Annotated in this window: 14 protein-coding genes and 1 tRNA gene; 6 read left to right on the top strand and 9 right to left on the bottom strand. The window is 40.8% G+C overall.

The features are described 5' to 3' along the window. Window positions 1-80 precede the first annotated feature (80 nt). Both ACYVTD_RS01555 and ACYVTD_RS01550 read right to left on the bottom strand, forming a co-directional pair. Window positions 81-2,960 carry a CotH kinase family protein gene (locus ACYVTD_RS01555; protein ID WP_461246019.1) on the bottom strand — a complete coding sequence of 960 codons (2,880 nt, stop codon included), beginning with the start codon at window positions 2,958-2,960 and terminating at the stop codon, window positions 81-83. Window positions 2,961-2,979: 19 nt separating this feature from the next. After that, window positions 2,980-5,166, bottom strand: a complete 2,187-nt coding sequence (locus ACYVTD_RS01550; RefSeq protein ID WP_461246018.1) for a lamin tail domain-containing protein — start codon at window positions 5,164-5,166, stop codon at window positions 2,980-2,982. Window positions 5,167-5,258: 92 nt separating this feature from the next. Here ACYVTD_RS01550 and cysS point away from each other — a divergent pair, with 92 nt between their 5' ends. The 6 genes from cysS (at window position 5,259) to pyrH (ending at window position 10,816) form a co-directional block, all read left to right on the top strand. After that, window positions 5,259-6,680, top strand: coding sequence for a cysteine--tRNA ligase (cysS, locus tag ACYVTD_RS01545; RefSeq protein WP_461246017.1), 1,422 nt, complete (start codon window positions 5,259-5,261; stop codon window positions 6,678-6,680). A 145-nt stretch (window positions 6,681-6,825) separates the two neighbouring features. Continuing rightward, window positions 6,826-7,362: an RNA polymerase sigma factor gene (locus tag ACYVTD_RS01540; RefSeq protein ID WP_461246020.1), complete on the top strand. Its 537-nt coding sequence runs from the start codon at window positions 6,826-6,828 to the stop codon at window positions 7,360-7,362. Next, window positions 7,352-7,939, top strand: a complete 588-nt coding sequence (locus tag ACYVTD_RS01535) for an anti-sigma factor family protein (RefSeq protein WP_461246016.1) — start codon at window positions 7,352-7,354, stop codon at window positions 7,937-7,939. The genes ACYVTD_RS01540 and ACYVTD_RS01535 overlap by 11 nt, the downstream gene beginning before the upstream one ends. Before the next feature lies 1 nt (window position 7,940). Next, window positions 7,941-8,429, top strand: a complete 489-nt coding sequence (locus tag ACYVTD_RS01530) for a hypothetical protein (RefSeq protein ID WP_461246015.1) — start codon at window positions 7,941-7,943, stop codon at window positions 8,427-8,429. Beyond that, window positions 8,419-10,119 (top strand): transglutaminase domain-containing protein, encoded by a 1,701-nt coding sequence (locus ACYVTD_RS01525; protein ID WP_461246014.1) that lies wholly within the window; start codon window positions 8,419-8,421, stop codon window positions 10,117-10,119. The genes ACYVTD_RS01530 and ACYVTD_RS01525 overlap by 11 nt, the downstream gene beginning before the upstream one ends. 10 nt (window positions 10,120-10,129) lie before the next feature. Then, window positions 10,130-10,816 (top strand): UMP kinase, encoded by a 687-nt coding sequence (pyrH, locus tag ACYVTD_RS01520; protein WP_461246013.1) that lies wholly within the window; start codon window positions 10,130-10,132, stop codon window positions 10,814-10,816. Window positions 10,817-10,837: 21 nt separating this feature from the next. Here pyrH and ACYVTD_RS01515 read toward each other — a convergent pair whose 3' ends face one another. The 7 genes from ACYVTD_RS01515 to ACYVTD_RS01485 all read right to left on the bottom strand — a co-directional run bounded on the left by ACYVTD_RS01515 (window position 10,838) and on the right by ACYVTD_RS01485 (window position 18,521). Then, window positions 10,838-12,385 (bottom strand): bifunctional metallophosphatase/5'-nucleotidase, encoded by a 1,548-nt coding sequence (locus tag ACYVTD_RS01515; RefSeq protein ID WP_461246012.1) that lies wholly within the window; start codon window positions 12,383-12,385, stop codon window positions 10,838-10,840. 30 nt (window positions 12,386-12,415) lie between these two features. Next, complete coding sequence (locus tag ACYVTD_RS01510) at window positions 12,416-13,675, bottom strand: HlyC/CorC family transporter (protein ID WP_461246011.1); 1,260 nt, start codon at window positions 13,673-13,675, stop codon at window positions 12,416-12,418. A gap of 6 nt (window positions 13,676-13,681) precedes the next feature. Continuing rightward, window positions 13,682-13,753 (bottom strand) — tRNA-Cys (locus ACYVTD_RS01505). A 55-nt stretch (window positions 13,754-13,808) separates the two neighbouring features. Further along, window positions 13,809-14,300, bottom strand: a complete 492-nt coding sequence (locus tag ACYVTD_RS01500; protein WP_461246010.1) for a hypothetical protein — start codon at window positions 14,298-14,300, stop codon at window positions 13,809-13,811. Then, window positions 14,297-14,887: a hypothetical protein gene (locus ACYVTD_RS01495; RefSeq protein WP_461246009.1), complete on the bottom strand. Its 591-nt coding sequence runs from the start codon at window positions 14,885-14,887 to the stop codon at window positions 14,297-14,299. Before ACYVTD_RS01495 ends, ACYVTD_RS01500 begins: the two co-directional genes overlap by 4 nt. Window positions 14,888-14,965: 78 nt before the next feature. Continuing rightward, window positions 14,966-15,817: a helix-turn-helix domain-containing protein gene (locus ACYVTD_RS01490; RefSeq protein WP_461246008.1), complete on the bottom strand. Its 852-nt coding sequence runs from the start codon at window positions 15,815-15,817 to the stop codon at window positions 14,966-14,968. A 40-nt stretch (window positions 15,818-15,857) separates the two neighbouring features. Beyond that, window positions 15,858-18,521 (bottom strand): penicillin-binding protein 1A, encoded by a 2,664-nt coding sequence (locus ACYVTD_RS01485; RefSeq protein WP_461246007.1) that lies wholly within the window; start codon window positions 18,519-18,521, stop codon window positions 15,858-15,860. Window positions 18,522-18,578 lie beyond the last annotated feature (57 nt).

The following is an 18,578-nucleotide window of genomic DNA, read 5'->3' as shown; positions in this document are numbered from 1 at the left end:
CAAGAGAGAATAGATTTAAAACACAAAAAAAGGGAACCGTCTTGCGGACGGTTCCCCCTTAAATTGGTTAATAAGCAAGATTATTCTATTCTGGAAATTTTAATCTGTTCTATGACAAATGAGCCGACGGAAACAATACTGCCATCATAAGGGGCTATTCCATTTGACTTAAAAGCAAGGGCGTCTCCGTCGCAAACCTCCGCGTTTGCATTTATCGTAGACGCATCACCTGCGGATAAGGTAAAGGTTTTGTCAAAAGCTTCCCCATCAGATAATGGTATGTTCCAGTTTTGAAGAGGCGCCCAATCCCAACAATTTGTGTTGACATACAGTTCTGGACTGGGTCCATTTATCTTTTTTCCTTTAAATTCAATTATATCGCCCGCTTGGAATGTAATCCCATCGTTAACAATAAAACCGGCTCCCCAATTTATAAATACATTAACTTTAAGTTTGTTAACTCCGGAATCATTAATTATCTCGTAAGTCACTTTACTGGGAATTTCGTCTCCGGGATTTACAGGTAAATCGTTAAATGCAGTATAAAATTTATCCCATGTATCAATGGTTTGAGTTGACAATTCCTGAAGTCTTGCGGCTAAATCCAGCAATACTGTCGGAGGTCTTACAGTTACTGTACATGTCGCGCTCATTCCTTCTACTGTAGAAGCTTTAATTACTGTAGTACCGGGACTTACGGCAGTTACTGTTCCGTTATTAACACTTGCTACGCTGGAGTCGTTGGAAGTCCATATTACCGTATTATATGTAGCATTGGATGGGGTAACTGTGGCAGTAAGGGTGCTTGTGTCCCCGATTTTAAGATTAAGACTGGATTGATTCAAATTTACACCGGTTACAGGAACAACAGAAATCCCTATTTGCTTGTATTTTGCCGTAATTTGCGCGTTTCCAGTAATGTTAACGGTAATTGTAAGATCCAAAGAAGTCGTAGGAGTACCGCCTGTTATCGTCCAGCCGTTAAATTCATAGCCGTTTGGAGGAGCACTTGCGGTTACGGTAATGGGAATTGTAGAGCAGTATTTGCCTGTCCAACTTCCCGAAGTAAGTTTAGGAGTTACTGAATTAATTTTTATTGACGCGCCGGATACGCCTGCTACAGACAGGGTAACATCGCGCAAATTACCGCTTGTAACACCTATATTGGCTATTCCTGAAGAACCAGTACCAAAATAATTCGGCAAATAGTTACTTACCATAGCACTTCGTATGTTGCTAAGGTAATTTTTAGCGTCATTTACTTTATTATTAAACATTCCATCCCAACCGCCCCATCTGGAAAAATAACCTGTCATCAGCGGTCTGTATACCATCGCATAATTATTCAATTTTGGTAGATAATTATCGGGGTGAAAGTTTACATTGTAAAGATCCAGCATGGTATTTACAAATTTTTTGCAAAAATCAGGATTTGCCAATAATGCTTTGAAAAGTCTGTTGTTTTGATGATTCCTATCGTCTCCGTCAAGAATTTCAGCAATAGCATTTCTACCGGATTGCCCTGTAAGTTCGCCGTTGTTATAAATTCCCAAGGCAAATTCTACATCAAACATCTGATAACGCCATTTTGTGTCGCCATATTTGAGGTTACCTGAATCTACAGTGCGCGTCCTCCACATTCGGTAATTATTATGAGGCCAATCTTCATTGTAAATGTAAATTTCAGCCGCCCAATAATCAACAAAGTTATCAATGTCAAAAATATCGCAAAATGCGCTGTAGTTATTGGTTGCCATAGTTATCATTTGTTCAAAATCTGGTTCTTCTCCGGGATTGCCGTCGTCTAATTCGCCGTTATCGTAGGAGATAACATTGTCTTTATCAACGCCGTATTTATATTCCGTTTGATTGTCGCTGTGTCTTTCCTGAAAGTTATATGGTCCCCAATATTCGCCATTCAGATACACAATGCAGGGAACCGAGGCTTGCGTGGAAAAACTGCGGTCGCTTAACAAGTCTTGTAAAAATACATCGTAAAATTTTGTATATTCACAATCATTTGCGCCGTTTCTGAGCATAAAGCCTTTATATTGGTCTACAGGTGTTTTACCATCGGCTTTAACCGCGCCTGTTGTACCAAGCGTTGTATCTTTGGGTATCAGGTTATAATTTTTTAAGTTTTTTATGCCGTATTGTTCTTTAAAGTACACGCTAAAACTTTTTTGCCCTATACCCCTTGACCAACCGCCCCGAACGCGGATACCCACTCCGGTAGAAAGCGCCGCTATATTTCTGCTATTTCCTTCAAAAATTTCCAAATATGCCGGACGTTCCCAGTCTTCTCCTTTCTGCCTAAAATTATAAATATTAGTACCATCCCATCTATTACTTGATTTTCCTCTTACCATGATGCCGTAATTTTCATCTACAAGATTATAGGGGTCGGAAACCAAAGAGACAACGCGAATATTCCCATAATCAGCCAAATTATTGCCAATAAAATATGTTTTTGTCGCAACGCCGCTTACTTCGCCGCTTGAACTTACCGCTATAGCGCGAATTACCGTAGCTTTTGGCACTTGTGCGTCATTTGGTGTATAAACTTGCGGCACGCTCCCACGCGGATCAGAGGGATCCATATAAAATTTTGCGGCATTTGCCGCCAAAACATTCGCCTGTCCATTACGGTTTTGTACAGTAATGGGAGCGCTATACCTATTAGTACCAGCTTTATTCGGTGCGGGAACGCTTCCGTCTGTTGTGTAATAGATAGAACTTCCCTGAGCCGCTGATATTACAAGGCTGAATTGCTGGTTATAAAGACCGCTGTTATGAGAGAAGTGAAGCTCTTTTACCCCGCCTGCGTTTGGATTATTGTAACCGCCACCGGAATCGTCTGTATTGTCAGCGGGCACATTTGTCTCAGGACAAGACGCAAAAAAGCAACAAAGAGCGATCAAAAAGAGGCAGATAATTTGGTTAAATAAAGTCTTTTTCATATAATTCTCCTAAAATTTATTAAGGTACTACTGTTGGGTCTATTCGCGGCAGACCGGTTATGGGATCCCAAGCGCCTGCTACGGAATTTCTGGGCCAGAATTTGTACAATTCTGCATCTGCCATACCATTATTTCCGCTTTGACCGCGATAATCAGCCTGAGCAAAGTCAAGGCTATTATTATCGGAATCTGTAAGCGATATACGACGAGGGACTTGCGGTTTGGATGCCGCAGCTGCAGCTGTTTCAAAACCGTTTGCACTTCCAGTGCCAAGCATATCAACATAATTTGCTGTTAGGCTTGCTTCTGTAAATGGATTATTAACGGAAAGAGTACTCAGGTTGACCATGAGGGCTATTTTGAAATTAGTGTTATTAATAACAAAAGCAGCTTCTTGATCCGCTGTTGGCAGAGTGGCGCGGGGTGTACTATTGGTATTAGAAGATGTTGTTGCCGTATTATCCACAATAAGGAATGAACCTTTAGCGGGGATTGAGCCTTCCAATTTTATGGTAGTTTCCCATGCAGAAGCATTGCCGATATACAAATAATAATTACCAGTAGTCAAGTTAATTGCGACATCGGTATTGTTGTACAACTCTACAAGAGATCTTGCAAACCCGGCAGCCCCGCCGTTGTTATTACCATAAGTATTAGCCTGCAATATCATTAGCTTTTCTGAGCCTCCTGTCGCTGGCGGCTGTGCAGGAGGAGTTGAAGGATCCCATGTACCTGCGGCGACATTTTTAGGCGTATAAAAAGCTATTTCGTACGCATCAACTCCGTGTGGATATTGCGAACTGCGGGCGGCAGTATACCTTACGCTCACAAAATCCGTATTATTGTTATCGGTGTCGGTAAGGTTTTCGCGTCTTATGCCTTCTTGCGCAGAATTGCGCGGAAGTGTTGCAACGTTAGAAGGTCCTTCGTAACCTGTTATTTTATTTGTACCAAAAGTATTTGAACAACCTACCATATCAACATAACCTGTCGCCCTTGTCCAGTTACCATCGGTATTGTAGGGATTTGCGACGGTCAACTTTGTAGTTCCGTTGATAAGCGCCAATTTAAATCCTCTGTTGCTTAAAACAAAATCGTTATTGTTGATATCGCCTGAACTGTCCGCTATCTGTATCCGCTGGGTTTGAACATTATTCTTCTTACCCAAAATAAGATACGAAGTTTTAGCGGGGATTGAACCAGTTAGATTAATAACCGTCCAATCACTTTCTGGGGTATCACCATCGCTGGCGGAAGCATATTGCAATGAATAGCCGCTTAAATCTACCGACGCAGAACCGTTGTTATACAACTCTACAAAGTGGTGCGTTACTCCGTTGGCGTTGTCGCCTCCGTAAGCTTGGAAAATTAACAGCGTGTTTCCAGTAGCCGCAGGTGGCGGTATAGGAGGAGGTGGACTTGCAAACGGATCCCATGTTCCATCGCTTGATTTTCGCGGTTTTCTTACTGCAAGCACTTCATTGGTAATACCGTCTGAAGCATATCGAATACTTTCAAAATCTGTAGAATTATCATCAGTATCTATAAGATTTATACGGCGGACAGCCTCTGACGCGGAACAGCGAGCAGGCGCAAATTCGTATCCGAATATATTATCAGGAGTAGCTGCGGAAGGATCATTTACAGCGCCTACCATGTCAATGTAACCGGAAACAGGTATTCCATTAGCTGAGTCAAAAGGATTCTGTACTGTTGGCGTTGTACCATTGATAATTGCAACTTTAAAGCCTCTTCTGCTTAAAGACAAAGTATCATCATTAATATCTCCGTAATTATCTGCTATTATATAACGGGTACTGGTTAAATCGTTATATTTTTTCCCCAATACAAGGAATGAACCTTTAGCGGGTATTGTTCCTGTTAAGACTATTGATTTCCAATTGCCGTCTTGGGTAACGCCTATGCCGCTTGTTCCATCGGCAAAATACAGGCTAATTCCGCTTAGGTCTATAGCGCTATCGGAAATATTGTACAATTCCACAAAAGAATGTGATACGCCGTTGGGAGAACTGTCGCCCGCATTGCCGTACGCCTGCAGAATTAAAACTTGTCCCACAGCCGGATGCTCGGAACTTTGGGAAGTGGAATTATCATCTTCGCTACTATCATTGATACATCCCATCAGAAGCACACATGAAAACAAAATTGCCATTATTGTCATCATTGTGATTTTAAATTTTTTCATATTTATCTCCTTTTATGAAAATTTTTGTTTTTTGGTATTTTATATAAACACATACTGTTGATTTTTTCAATATTTTTTCATAATCTATAAGTATGTCGTTTATTTTTTTTAACACACTTGGACGCGAAAAACAGCCATTTAAGCCCTTGCAAGAAGGAAAAGTCGGCTTTTACGGCTGCGGTCCTACTGTTTACAATTACGCCCATATCGGCAACTTACGCGCATACGTGCTTCACGATACTCTAGTCCGCTCTCTTCGCCGCGCTGGTTTTGATGTAAACCATGTAATGAACATTACCGATGTCGGACACCTTACCGATGACGCGGACGACGGCGAAGATAAAATGGTAAAAAGCGCGGAGGAGCGCGGCAAAAGCGTTCTTGAAATAGCGGATTTTTACACAAAGGCGTTTTTTCACGATACCCAAAGAATGAATATTACGCGCCCTTCTATTGTCTGCAAGGCAACGGAGCATATTGCGGAAATGATTGCGTTAATTCAACGGATAGAAAAAAACGGCTTTACTTATTTTGCGGGGGGCAATCTTTATTTTGATATTTCAAAATTTCCCTCTTACGGAGAACTTGCGCTGTTGCGGTTGGACGATTTAAAAGCGGGAGCGCGGATAGAACAGGACGAAAACAAGCGTAATGCGGGCGATTTTGTGCTTTGGTTTACAAAAAGTAAATTTGAAAATCAGGCTCTTGTATGGGACAGCCCTTGGGGGCGCGGATACCCGGGTTGGCATATCGAATGTTCCGCGATGAGCATAAAATACCTTGGCGAAAACTTCGATATTCACGCGGGAGGAATCGACCATATACCCATTCACCACACAAATGAAATCGCTCAGAGCGAAGCCGCCACAGGGAAAAAACCGTGGGTAAAATACTGGCTACACAATGAATTTCTAGTCCTGAACAAGGGAAAAATGTCTAAATCGGCTGGCGGTTTTCTCACATTGCAAACCCTTGTAGATCAAGGCTATGATCCGCTGGATTACCGCTATTTTCTGATTGGCGGACACTACCGCAGTCAACTTCAGTTTTCCATGGAAAGCTTGGAAGGCGCAAAAAACGCCAGAAAATCGCTGGTAGACAAGGTTCGCTCTTTGGCGGCTAAGTGCGGCAGCCCAACAGCCTCGGATACGGAAAAAACATCGAAGTATATAGAAGAATTCAACAAAGCCATTGAGGACGACTTAAATACCCCCCGCGCACTGGCGGAATTGTGGGGTTTATTGAAAGAAGGGGCGGCTGAACCTGAAACTCTTGCGGCAGTTTACGATATGGACAGGGTTTTAGGGCTTGGACTGCAAGATGCCGTAAAAAACGCTGACAGTAAAGGCGGAGACGACGCTTTTGCGCGGGAAATTGAAGAGCTTATCGTAAAAAGAGCGGAAGCCAAAAAAGCGAAGGATTTTGCCACCGCGGACAACATAAGACAAAACCTCAAAAATCGGGGTATAATTCTGGAAGACGGACCCGCTGGTACTACTTGGCGCGTCCAATAAATAAAGTTTTTTTAGACAACCAACCGGGTTGTCTAAGAAATCATGTAACAAAAAGGGAAAAAAATTGTTTAATATAGAAGAGGAACCATTGGAAAATGACGCAACCCCTGTACAGACAGACGTTCCTAGCGGTGAAGGCAAAACAATGTCGTGGAATTCAACAGTTGAATTCCAACGGCTTTATGATTCGGCATTTAATATTTTGTTGAGGGTTGCTTATCGGATTACTAACAGTTGGGAAGCGGCGGAGGACATTTGCCAGGAAAGTTTTTTTCGTTTATACGAGAAAAACATGGTGTTCCCTAGTCAGGACGAAGCAAAGTATTGGCTGATTCGCGTAGTAAAAAACGCAGCGTTAAATTACGCTAAAAGAAAAGAGAGGGAACGAAAAGCGTATCAACGCGCCTTTCGCGAAGACCACAGGCAGGAGGAAACCGGAGAGGGTTTACTTGTAAAAAAAGAGGCTAGCGAAGAAGTAAAAAGCGCGCTGGAAAAACTGCCGGAGAATTTGCGTATGGTATTGATATTAAAAGAGTATACTGAAATGAATTATAAAGAGATTGGCAAAACGCTTGGCATAAGCGAAGGAAATGTAAAAGTACGGGTATTTAGAGCCAGAGAACGGCTTGCGGAAATAATGCAGGCAGATAACAATTTACAAGGCGGTAAAAATGTGTCCTGATCCACAACTTTTATCAATTTATGTTGACGGAGAGCTTCCGTCTCCTTGGAAAGAAAAAATGGACGCCCATTTAAAGGAATGTCCGGCTTGCAGGGAAAAATTTGAAAACTTTAGAAAGATACGCGAAATGTTTAGCAAAGACGCTTCCGCAAAAAAAATTAATGAATCGGAAATACAATCATCAAAAGAAAAAATTTGGCGTAACATAGAGGCAAAAAGGCGCTTTACGCCGTATCCAAGAATATGGCGGCGCAGAATTTCCATTTCTATTCCCGCAGCCGCAGCCGCCGCAGTTATTATCGCGCTTATTACAATGTTTCTCTCAGGCGGCGGAAAAATCTTAAACAACGGATTCGCCGGTAAAAAAGCAAACTCCAATGAAAACATCATTCTAGCGGCGGAAGAAGAAATCCCCGAGATTTTACCTGCAGCTACGGATTTAAACGGCGTCCTTCAATATTTAGGCGCGGACAGCTCCGATATAATTATTTTACGGCTTCCTGAAAGCAGAAACTTCTCCCGCGCCGGAGAACCGGCAATAATCAGAGCCGCCGATTATTCAAGGAGACACCCGTAAAATGAATCGCCATCTTTCCATTTTAAGCGTTTTATTTTTATTTACAACAGCCGTCTGTCTTGAAGCCCAGCCTCAACCGGCAAGTACAAGAATGACGCCGGGACTTAGAAGGCAGGCGTTGGTTTTAGACATTGACGCAAGAGTATTGGAGAATGAAGAAGTTATCTGGGACGAATCCAATCAAAAAATAACAATACCTGGGACTCCGGTTGGCATTCGTCTTGTTGGTTCAAATATTATTGTAGTAATGCAATTTACTCCGTTTATCCGCCGCAGTGGAAGTGTAATGGTCGCCCAGGGACAGATTTGGATTACCGATCCTGAAAAAGGCGTAAGTTATTATACGTCGATTCAAACAATCCCCATGGAGTTTAACGAACCTATTTATTTTTTCCCTCTTGGAACATCATCGCAGTTAAATTCATCTTTAGAAATAAAACTGACGGTAAAACCATATAAAGAGACCGCTATTACAGAAAATGAAAAATAATTTTGCCGCAAACCAACGTAAAAAACCGCTAACAAAAATAAAATATCAAATTTTATTTTTATTGATATCATCTTTTATATTTTTTTCATGCGACGCAAAAACTCCAGTTATAACATCTATTGATCCAAAATTCGGCAGAATGGGAGAGATAATCACTCTTACGGGCAGTAATTTTGGCGCATCACGCGACGAGTCTTACATAACCATTGCGGGCATTTCGCCGACAAATTCATCGTACTATTTATGGCAGGATAATCAAATCATTGTAAGAATTCCTGAATTAGGCGAATCGGGACTGGTTTATGTGCGCGTAAAAGGAAAAAGAAGCAACGGCGTACTTTTTTCCAATTCAGCTTCCGTACCAAGACCGATTGACGGCGAAGAATTGGGACTTGAACCAAAAATTAACTCTGTTATTCCGCAAATTGGCGCGACGGGTACGCTTATAACCATCATAGGAAATAATTTCGGCATATCGCGCGAAACCTCGCAAGAGCCCGGCTCCGGTGTTTTCTTTTCGTGGGACTATGAATCGGGAGCGGTTAATCCTTATGCCGTAAGAGAGCCGGAATTTATCGAGGCTTCAGAAACCGAAATGGGTTATGAACATTGGAGCGCAAGAGAGATAAGAGTCCGTCTGCCGGACGGAGCCGTTAGCGGAAACTTTGAAGTAAGAACACCTCACGGCAAATCGCGCAGTTTCTTTTTTGATGTTAGCGGAAAACCTGGTTTTAAAAACATAAAAGATAAACGCAGTTACACGGTAACATACTCGGTTGATATTAGAATAACGGACGCCTCAAGACCTAATATGCTTTATCTGTGGATACCAAAACCGGTAAATGCTCCTTCTCAAAGAAATGTTACTCTTGTTTCGCGCACTATTGAACCATTTATGGAAAATTACAAGGGGGTAAGTCTTTATAAATTGGAAAATCTTTTAGCAGGGACAAGTCAATCTATCAATCTTTCATACCGCGTAGAAGTTTATTCCGTAGGAGTAGAAATAAAACCTCTTTCCATAAAACAGGAATCGACAGAGCTTTCTTCGGCTTATACTAAAAATTCTAGCTTAATTCCAAGCGATAGCCAACAAATAAAGGCGGCGGTTAATTCAATTATAAACAGAGAACAAAATCCGTACTTCAAAGCAAAAGTCATATATGACTGGATAATAAACAATATACAGATTTCAAATTCTACAAGTACAAAAAGTATTGTTGACGCGCTTGAACGCAAACGCGGCGATTCTTACGCCGCCGCCTTGCTGTACACCGCAATGACCCGCGCCGCAGGCGTTCCGTGTATTCCTGTCGCCGGAGTTTTAATAAATCAAAACGGACATACATTGCGACATTACTGGGCAGAATTCTGGATAGACGGTTTCGGCTGGATTCCTGTTGATCCCGTTATGGGCGCGGGAGCGGTTAAGATCACAGACAACACAAATAGGCAATTTGATGAAACAGAAAAAGACTTTGTAAATTTTTACTTTGGTAATTTAGATAATCAGCGTATAGCGTTTTCCAGAGGAGAGCTTATCCTTTCGCAAATTGAAAATCGCGGCAGACTTGTTTCGCGTCCGCAGTCATATTCGCTGCAAAATGTTTGGGAAGAATCCGCAGGCGGACTTGAATCGTATTCCAGCCTTTGGGGAGATATTACAATCAGCGGTATTTATATTCAGTAAGAGGTGAATTATGGTAACTGTTATTTCGTTAGGCGGCTCAATTGTCGCGCCAAAAGAAGTTGATGTAGAGTTTTTAAAAAACTTTGTAGCCGTTATCCGCTCATTTATAGAAACGGATTCTAACAGGCGCTTTATTTTTGTTGTGGGCGGCGGCGGTCCTGCGCGGATATGGCAAAACGCTTTTCGCGAAGTTGCGACGGGCAACATAAAGAACGAAGATGCCGACTGGATTGGAATTATGGCAACAAGACTAAACGCGCAGTTGATAAAAGCGATTATGGGGGAATGGTGCGCTCAGGAAGTTGTTACAAACCCAAGCGAAGTTGACCCTTTAACAAGCAAAGTGCTTGTAGCCGCCGGTTGGAAACCCGGCTTTTCTACGGATTACGACGCCGTTTTGTTAGCTGAACGCTTTGGCGCGCAAATGCTGATAAATCTTTCAAATATAGAAAAAGTTTACACGGCTGACCCAAAGACAGACAAAAACGCGCGCCCTATCGACAAAATTACATGGGCTGATTTTCGCGCCATGGTCGGCGACGAATGGGTTCCCGGAAAAAATGTTCCCTTTGACCCTGTCGCCAGCCGTCATGCGGAAAAGATAGGGTTAAAAGTTATTTGCGCCGCCGGTAAAAATCTTGACAACTTAAGAAACATTCTTAATGATGAAGATTTTACCGGCACTACAATTTACTGATACAACTAAAAAAATCAGTTTTTAGTTGTTTTTAACCCCGCCTAAAATTATCAGTCTTCCGTCTGTTACGGGTTTTATTGTTTTATTCGCCTTGATGTATTCTGTTACAACATAAGAAAGTAATATCGAAGTATTTAATTTATCTGTAGCGTCTAACATCGGAGTATAACCATCGCCCCCGCCCAGAATATAATCGTTTGTGCAAAAACGGTACACTCGGTCAGGATCAACCGGCTTGCCACCGATAGTTAAATCTTTAATTACGCTGTTAACTGAAGTTTTATCGATTGTATAGCGCACATCGCTTGAGAACTGCGGAAACCCTCCGTTTCCTTGCGGAATTGTCGCGATAAAGTCAAACAATTTAATAATTTGCGAACCTGTCATTGATGCTACAAAAAGATAGTTTTCAAAGGGAAGCACTGTTAAAATATTTTCCTGCGTTATCGGTCCTTTTTTAAGTTCCGCTCGCATATTTCCGCCGTTATGGAACGCAAAATCAACCTGTTGCTTACTTACATTTCGCAAATACCAGACATTAGCGTCGGTAATCATATTGCCTAACGCCGTCTCCTGATACCGCGTTAAGCGATTTCCAAAGATGAAGTCATCTGACGCTTCTCCTATTTCTTCTTTTAAAACTTTTCCCGCTTTTTCGATATAAGGTTTAAGCATTTCATCAATATCGACATCAGGTCTTACGGCGATGGATACCCAGTCAAAATCGGCAAGTTTTCCGTTCTGTATAATGAGCCTTCCAAAACCCATGTATTTTCCCATTTCATTTGCGGATACTATCCATGTGTTCCCTACCCTTTTTGGAATTTCAAAATAAGAATGAGAATGGGCGTCTACCAGAATATCTATCCCCTCAACTGCCGACGCTAATTCTATAGATGTTATATGATCTACAGCTTCTTTTACGTCGCCCATGTGGGTTAAGCCGATTATAATGTCAACTTTTTCTTGGTTACGCAAAATATCCACCACTTCGCGAGCGGCTTCAATTTCATTTACAAACACAAGGGATTTATCGGGACTTGCGATAGTGAGCGTGCGCAAAGTTGTAATACCGAATATGCCAACGGTAAAATTATTGTACTGTTTTACAAGATACCTGTTGCCGCCAAGATATGAACCGTCTGCCTTTTTTACATTTGATGAAACAAAGGGAAAATCCGCAAGAGCGATTTGCTTTTCAAGTTTTTCCATATTGCCGTCAAATTCATGATTACCGAAAGTAACGGCGTCGTAACCTATTATGTTATACGCGCGAATACCCGGCTCTGCGTCAAACATATTTGAAAGAGCGCTGCCCGTATTAAAATCTCCCGAGTCAACAAGAAGAACCTGCGGATTAACAGCCCTTACAACCTTAACAAAGGTCGCCATCTCTCCGATGACTGATCGTCCGTCGCTCGACATTAACGCCCCATGGAAATCATTGGAGTGAAGCAGAACCAACTCCCCATTTTTGCCTGTGCTGCTTGAACCATCTTGAATAGGCGCTGCATACAAAATGCCTGTAATTAAAAAGGCAAATAGAAAAAAATACCATCTTTTTTTCATAAAACTTTCCTCCTAAATATTTTTTATTACTCAACGCGCTGTTACAGTAACTTTTACTTCCATTACTCTTTGTTTTATAACCTTTAAAACCTTTATTGTCAAATGCCGCCATGTGAGAATTTCGTTAATTTGAGGCAATCTCCCAAGATTTTCAAAAATCCAGTTTGCTATTGTTGTGTCGGGTATCTCATCTTCATTTTCAATATCCGTAGCAACTACTTCCAGCATATCTTTAAAACTTACGCTCCCCAATACCGTAAAGCTGCCATCGCTTTCTTTTTTAACTGGCTCTACCACTTCTTCATGCTCGTCCCAAATTTCACCTACCAATTCTTCTACAATATCCTCTATTGTAACAATTCCCAAAGTACCGCCATATTCATCGACAATTATCGCCATGTGCGTCTGTTTTGTCTGCATTGTCTTTAAAAGTTTTCTTATCTTTATTGTTTTTGCAATAAAAGCAACAGGCTTGATAATTTCCGTCGGTGTTTTATGTCCATTCATAACTTCGTGATAAAAATCTTTTAATATAATAATTCCTTTTATATCGTCTATTGTATTTTCAAAAACAGGAAGACGCGAAAAGCCTGTTTCGGTAAATTTACGGTCAATTTCTTCTACAGTGGAGGTAACAGAAACCGCCTGTACATCTATACGCGGAGTAAAAATATCCGAAACTGTTAAATCATCAAATTCGATAACCTGACGGATCATCTGTTCTTCATGAATATTAATCGCCCCTTCCTGCCTTACTTCTTCTACATACGTCAAAAGCTCGTCTTCTGTTGTTGAACGATTCATCTTTACGGGGAAAATTAATAAAAGAAATTTTTTCCATAAACCGACAAGCGCGTTTACAGGCGTTAAAATAAAAATAAAACAACGTAAAAGCGGAGCGTTTCTAAGGGCGGTTAATTCCGGAGTCTCCTTTGCCAGTGTTTTTGGGGAAATATCGCCAAAAAGCAAAACAAGAATCGTCATAGTTGCGGTGGCAATGCTTACTCCTCGCGCTTCTCCAAACATTCCAATAAAAAAAGCCGTGGCAAGCGCGGACGCTGTGATATTTACGATATTATTCCCGATTAACACTGTAGAAAGTATTTTGTCATAAGCCTCCAGTAGTTTAAGCGCAAGACGCGCCCGTTTGCTTTTTTCGGCAAGACTTTTAAGCTTAATACGGTTTAACGCCGAATAAGCCATTTCGGACGCCGAAAAAAACATAGAAAGAAGCAACAGCGCAAAAAGAGAGATTCCAAGAATTAAATAATATGAGTGTGTATCGTCCATATTAAAAGGCGCCGATCGGAATCGAACCGATGCATAACGGTTTTGCAGACCGCTCCCTTACCGCTTGGGTACGGCGCCTGCAATAAATGTACTAAAATATGGGAGAAATGTCAATAAACCGCTATTGCCGCTCTTACTTAGGCGGCGGTGGAACTGCCTGTTCGTAGACTATATCAGCTTTCGAGGTTCCATTAACGGAGGCAACATTTGAATATGTCAAAATAAGTTTACCGCCTTTTGAGTTGCCTGTAAACCATAACTTATATTCCCTGCCTGCTTCCAACGGCGGACATTTGAATATACCCTTTCTTCTTTCACCAAAACGATTTTCATTCCAATATACATAGACTCTTAAATCTAACGGTTTTCCGACAGGGAATAAACTATCACGTTCCCAATATGTTCCCGGCGATGGAGTTGGTCTTGGAACTCCGTTGCAATCAACAAGCATTACTCCCACTTTATTCCCTTGAATAAATGTTATTGGGACCGCCTTTTCTCCGCTTTCCGCAAATGAGTAGCGAACAGGAATAGGATCGGGTTGTTTTGTTCCAGAAGAAAAGCAACCCGCAAAACAAAGCATTACAATGGTCAAAAAAAGCCATAAAATATTTTTACTTTTCATTGTTCTACCCTCCTATTTTGATACCGATACTTAACGAGCTGTAATCTTTTCATTGTGGAAATAAGTTTTTCTTCTGACATGGAGTTTAATGTTTCCATTAAAGATATAAATTTGCCTTTGGGTAAATAGTTAATAGCCTCAGTCATTGCGGCAATTTCTTCTTCGGAGAAAGCGTTCAATGTTTGCGAATAAGCATCAAGTTCCGATTCGGGTAAGGAATAAAATTTGTACGCCAAATCATCAATTTCCGATTCTGGCAAATAATCAAATTTTTGAATTATAGAATTAAATTCCGCATTAGGTAAGGTTTTGACTGTCGCCGAAAAAGTGTCAATGCCGTCCCATTTTTTCCCTCGATTATTTCTTGCAGCCTCTATCCCTTTTCTCACAATAAAGACTGTCAGTGTTATAGGAAGAAGAACAACGTCTATTACCGGAAGGAAAATAAATATAATCGCTCCATCACCAGCACCATCTAAATTAAGCGGTTCACCCGTTATAAGCCACCACGACAAACAGCTTGTAAAACTGCAAGCAAGCATTACCAAAACCAAAATCATAGCTATGATTCTTGAAATCTTTTTCATAAAAACCTCCATTATTATTTTTGAGCGGAAATTGTAAAAAAACAAGTAAGAAAAAGTATACTTTTTTTTGAAATAGCCTTATTTAGGCGACATTTTTTCAGCTTCCATGAATATATGCAATAATTCACGGTTATTTTTTATTCCCAATTTTCTGTATATGGAATAGGTATGCTTTTTTATAGCCGAAAGCGTAACAAATAATTTATCGGCAATTTCTTCGTATTTAAGCCCATTACAAATTTCCAAGGCAACTTCATTTTCTCTTTTTGTTAATGACAATAATCCCGTTTTTGTAACATTGATATATTTGTTTAAGAGATACTGTCTGCAATATACCAACCCTGGTATTTGAAAAAACAAGGTGGAGACAGCCCAAAACAGAGAAGATACATAAGAGATTTTGAAAATCAGCGGAGAGAGTGGAACAAACAAAATCGTAAACGGAATGAATATTACAATGACAATTTTGGTTGCTTTTTGCATACTCCATTCCAATGAATATTTTTCAAATTCTTTCTTAGCTATAAAGATGGGTATTGTTAGCAATACAAAGAAAATTATTTTAAGAACATATAAAGCGCCTAAAATGTTATGTGCAAGCAAAATATTTTCAATTACCGCTTCTATTATAACCAGTATGGGTATATTCTTATAATATTTTTTGTCAACATCAAATAAATTATAACTGTACAAAGGAACGGTAATATACAATGAAAATAAAATATTTACCAATATAGGAATAACATAATTCATACTAAAAACAAACAACAGCATAACGATAACCGCTAACAAAAAAATATTAGATAATACTATTAAATAGTACAACTCTATCTTGTTTTTATGTTTTATATATATTCCAGCAAACAATGTAATATGGGTAAGGCAAATACTGTAACCCAAAATCAATATTACAAGAATAAAAGCATTCATTATTATATTATGAGAACAATATTACGATGTTGTCAATTTTTTAATCTACCTGATCCCAAGCGGGCAAATAATCGTCGTCGTCTTCTTCTTTCTTTTCTTTTGTCGGGTCAAATATTACGGCAGAATCGGGAATTGCGTTCTGCCCGTTTCTGTTATTGCGGGAATTATTTCTGGACTGATTCCTGTTATTCTGGTTTTGTTTTGGTTGATTATTGTTCTGCAATTCAGGGAATAAATCTAACTGCAATTTTGGTCTTGGAATTTCGTCTAATACGGAAGGATCTATAACGCTGTTAAGCGGCGTAGTTGTAGAAGGGATAGTTGTTCTTTGTCCTGCGCCTGTTCCACCGCCTCCATGTAAATCACAGTAACGGGAAGGAACTGTTCCTTCAAGGAAAGGAAGATAAACCGCTCCTTGTGTGCATGCATCTGTCATTAAAAGCCCCGACCCTCTACAAACCGCTACGTCTGCAACTCCAGACGGGCGCGGGAAACTCTTTTGCGGAAGCCCATTATGAATATCACGCATATAGTTACCCCAAAGAGGAGATGTCAGCATTTCACCAGTTTGCGAAATACCCAATGAGTTACCGGGTTTGTCAAAGCCATACCACATTGCCGTTGTATAATAAGGAGTGTACCCAACTACCCATGCGTCTGACCAGTTTTGCGTAGTTCCCGATTTTCCGGCAAGAGGCATCTTAAATGTTTTTCCTTCGCTGTCCTTGTATGTTAATTTTGTTCCCGCGCTTGTTCCATAAGCAAGAGTGCCGCCCGTAACAACAAACTCCATTAATCTTGTCATAACATAGGCGTTTTGCGGACTGACAACCTGCCCGTTATTCGGCAGCCGTCGCTGTTTTTGGCGAACATCTCTTTCAATATCAAATACAACTCTGCCGTTACGATCTTCTACAGTGCGAATTGCTATTGGAGTGACACTACGCCCCTGGTTTGCAAAAACAGAGAATGCCCTTGCCATCTGTAACGGCGAAACGGAAATTATTCCCAATCCCATTGGATAATAACGCGGGAAAGTGCGTCGTATTTGGTTTGGATCTGTAATGTCCAATAACGCCGCTGATCTGTTAATAGCGGCATCAAAGCCGATAGTTTCCAAAACTTTTAACGCAGGAATATTTAGCGATAACGCAAGCGCCGTATAAAGCAGCAAAGGTCCTCTCCATTTTCCGCCGTAATTATTCGGAACATAAGGAGTACCGTCTTCGTTATGAAACGCCATAGGCGCGTCATAAATTAACGATGCGGCTGTAAACAGTTTGCTGTCTATCGCCGCTGAATAATACAACGGTTTATATGAAGAGCCGGGCGTAACGCTTGCCTGTGTCGCTCGTATAAGCTGATTTGATTCATCATATTTTGATCCGCCGATTGCGGTGATATAACCTGTTTCATTTTCTATTGTAATAAGAGCGCCTTCTACGACATTTTCTTCTATATTTGTTTTAAGCTGTTCAAAACCGGATTCGGTCATCTTTTTTAAATCGGAAAGACCAAAAAGCAAAGCCGCCATATCAACTACAGGGTTAATTGTTCTGGTGTAACGCGACATTGCCCTGCTCTCGTTCTGTCCTGCGGAACCCATGCGAATATCCGTAAGATCGAAAGTAAGCGTTAAAAGGTCTACTATAGGCAGATAAACCCGCTCCGAAAAGATATTACTTCTTTTGTTTAACGCCGTGTATTCAATATTTGCTTTTTCAAGACCCTCGGCTAAATAAATATCCGCCGCCTGCTGATGCGCTAGATTCAATGTTGTATGCACAACATAACCATCGCGGTAATAATCCCTTGTGCCATACATCAATACATCAAGTTCTCTGCGCACATATTCGCTGAACCACGGCGCTTTGTCTTCGCGGGTAAGGTACGCGGATAGGGCAGGTTTTGTATAATCAAATTTATCCCAAAAAGCGTTAAAGGACGCTTCCGCTTCGTATTTGTCGGCATAACCGAATTGAATCATTCGTTCAAGAACAAAATGCTGTCTGTCTCTTGCCTGATTTGGATTTCTTAACGGATCAAAACGGCTGGGACCGGAAAGCAGTACGGCTAAAACGGCGGATTCGGCAAGATCAACTTCCCGCGCGCTATGATTAAAGAAATATTTACTTGCAGTTTCTACTCCGTAAGTACCGGGACCCATCGGCATATAATTAAGGTAGATTTCCAAAATCTCGTTTTTCGTATAACGTCTTTCCAGCTGAAAAGCCCACCACAGTTCTCTTATTTTTCTTTTTATGGTGCGTTCGTTTCTGTCACAGTATAATGTACCAGCTACCTGTTGGGTAATTGTAGAACCGCCGCCCCAACCTTTATGGAGTATCTGCCCTACCAAAGCACGCACAATGGCTTTAATACTAAAACCATGATGATTGTAAAAGTCAGGGTCTTCGCGGGAAATAACCGCGTGAATAAGATGGCGAGGCAACTCACTTAAAGCGACCATCTCTCGTTTTTCATCGGACGCAAATTCGGTAATTACATTATCGTTAATGTCCAAGAGTTTAGTTGGGAGCGCGGGAGCCAATTCAGTGAAATTTTCCTGATTTTTTGTATTTGCCGTCAGCGCCAGCGACAAACCAAGACCAATACCTATCATAATTATGATTAAAATGGTAAAAGCGACGATTAATCTGACTGTCAGGGTGGAAAAAAATGTGTTTCCTGCTGAATTTCCCATGTATTATAGAATATAAAATCAATAAAAATCAGTCAAGTAGGGGTATTTCTTTAACGA

The organism is Treponema sp. R6D11, assembly GCF_054786075.1.
Note: the sequence above shows the minus strand (reverse complement) of the source record. Positions and strands in the feature narration are given on the sequence as shown.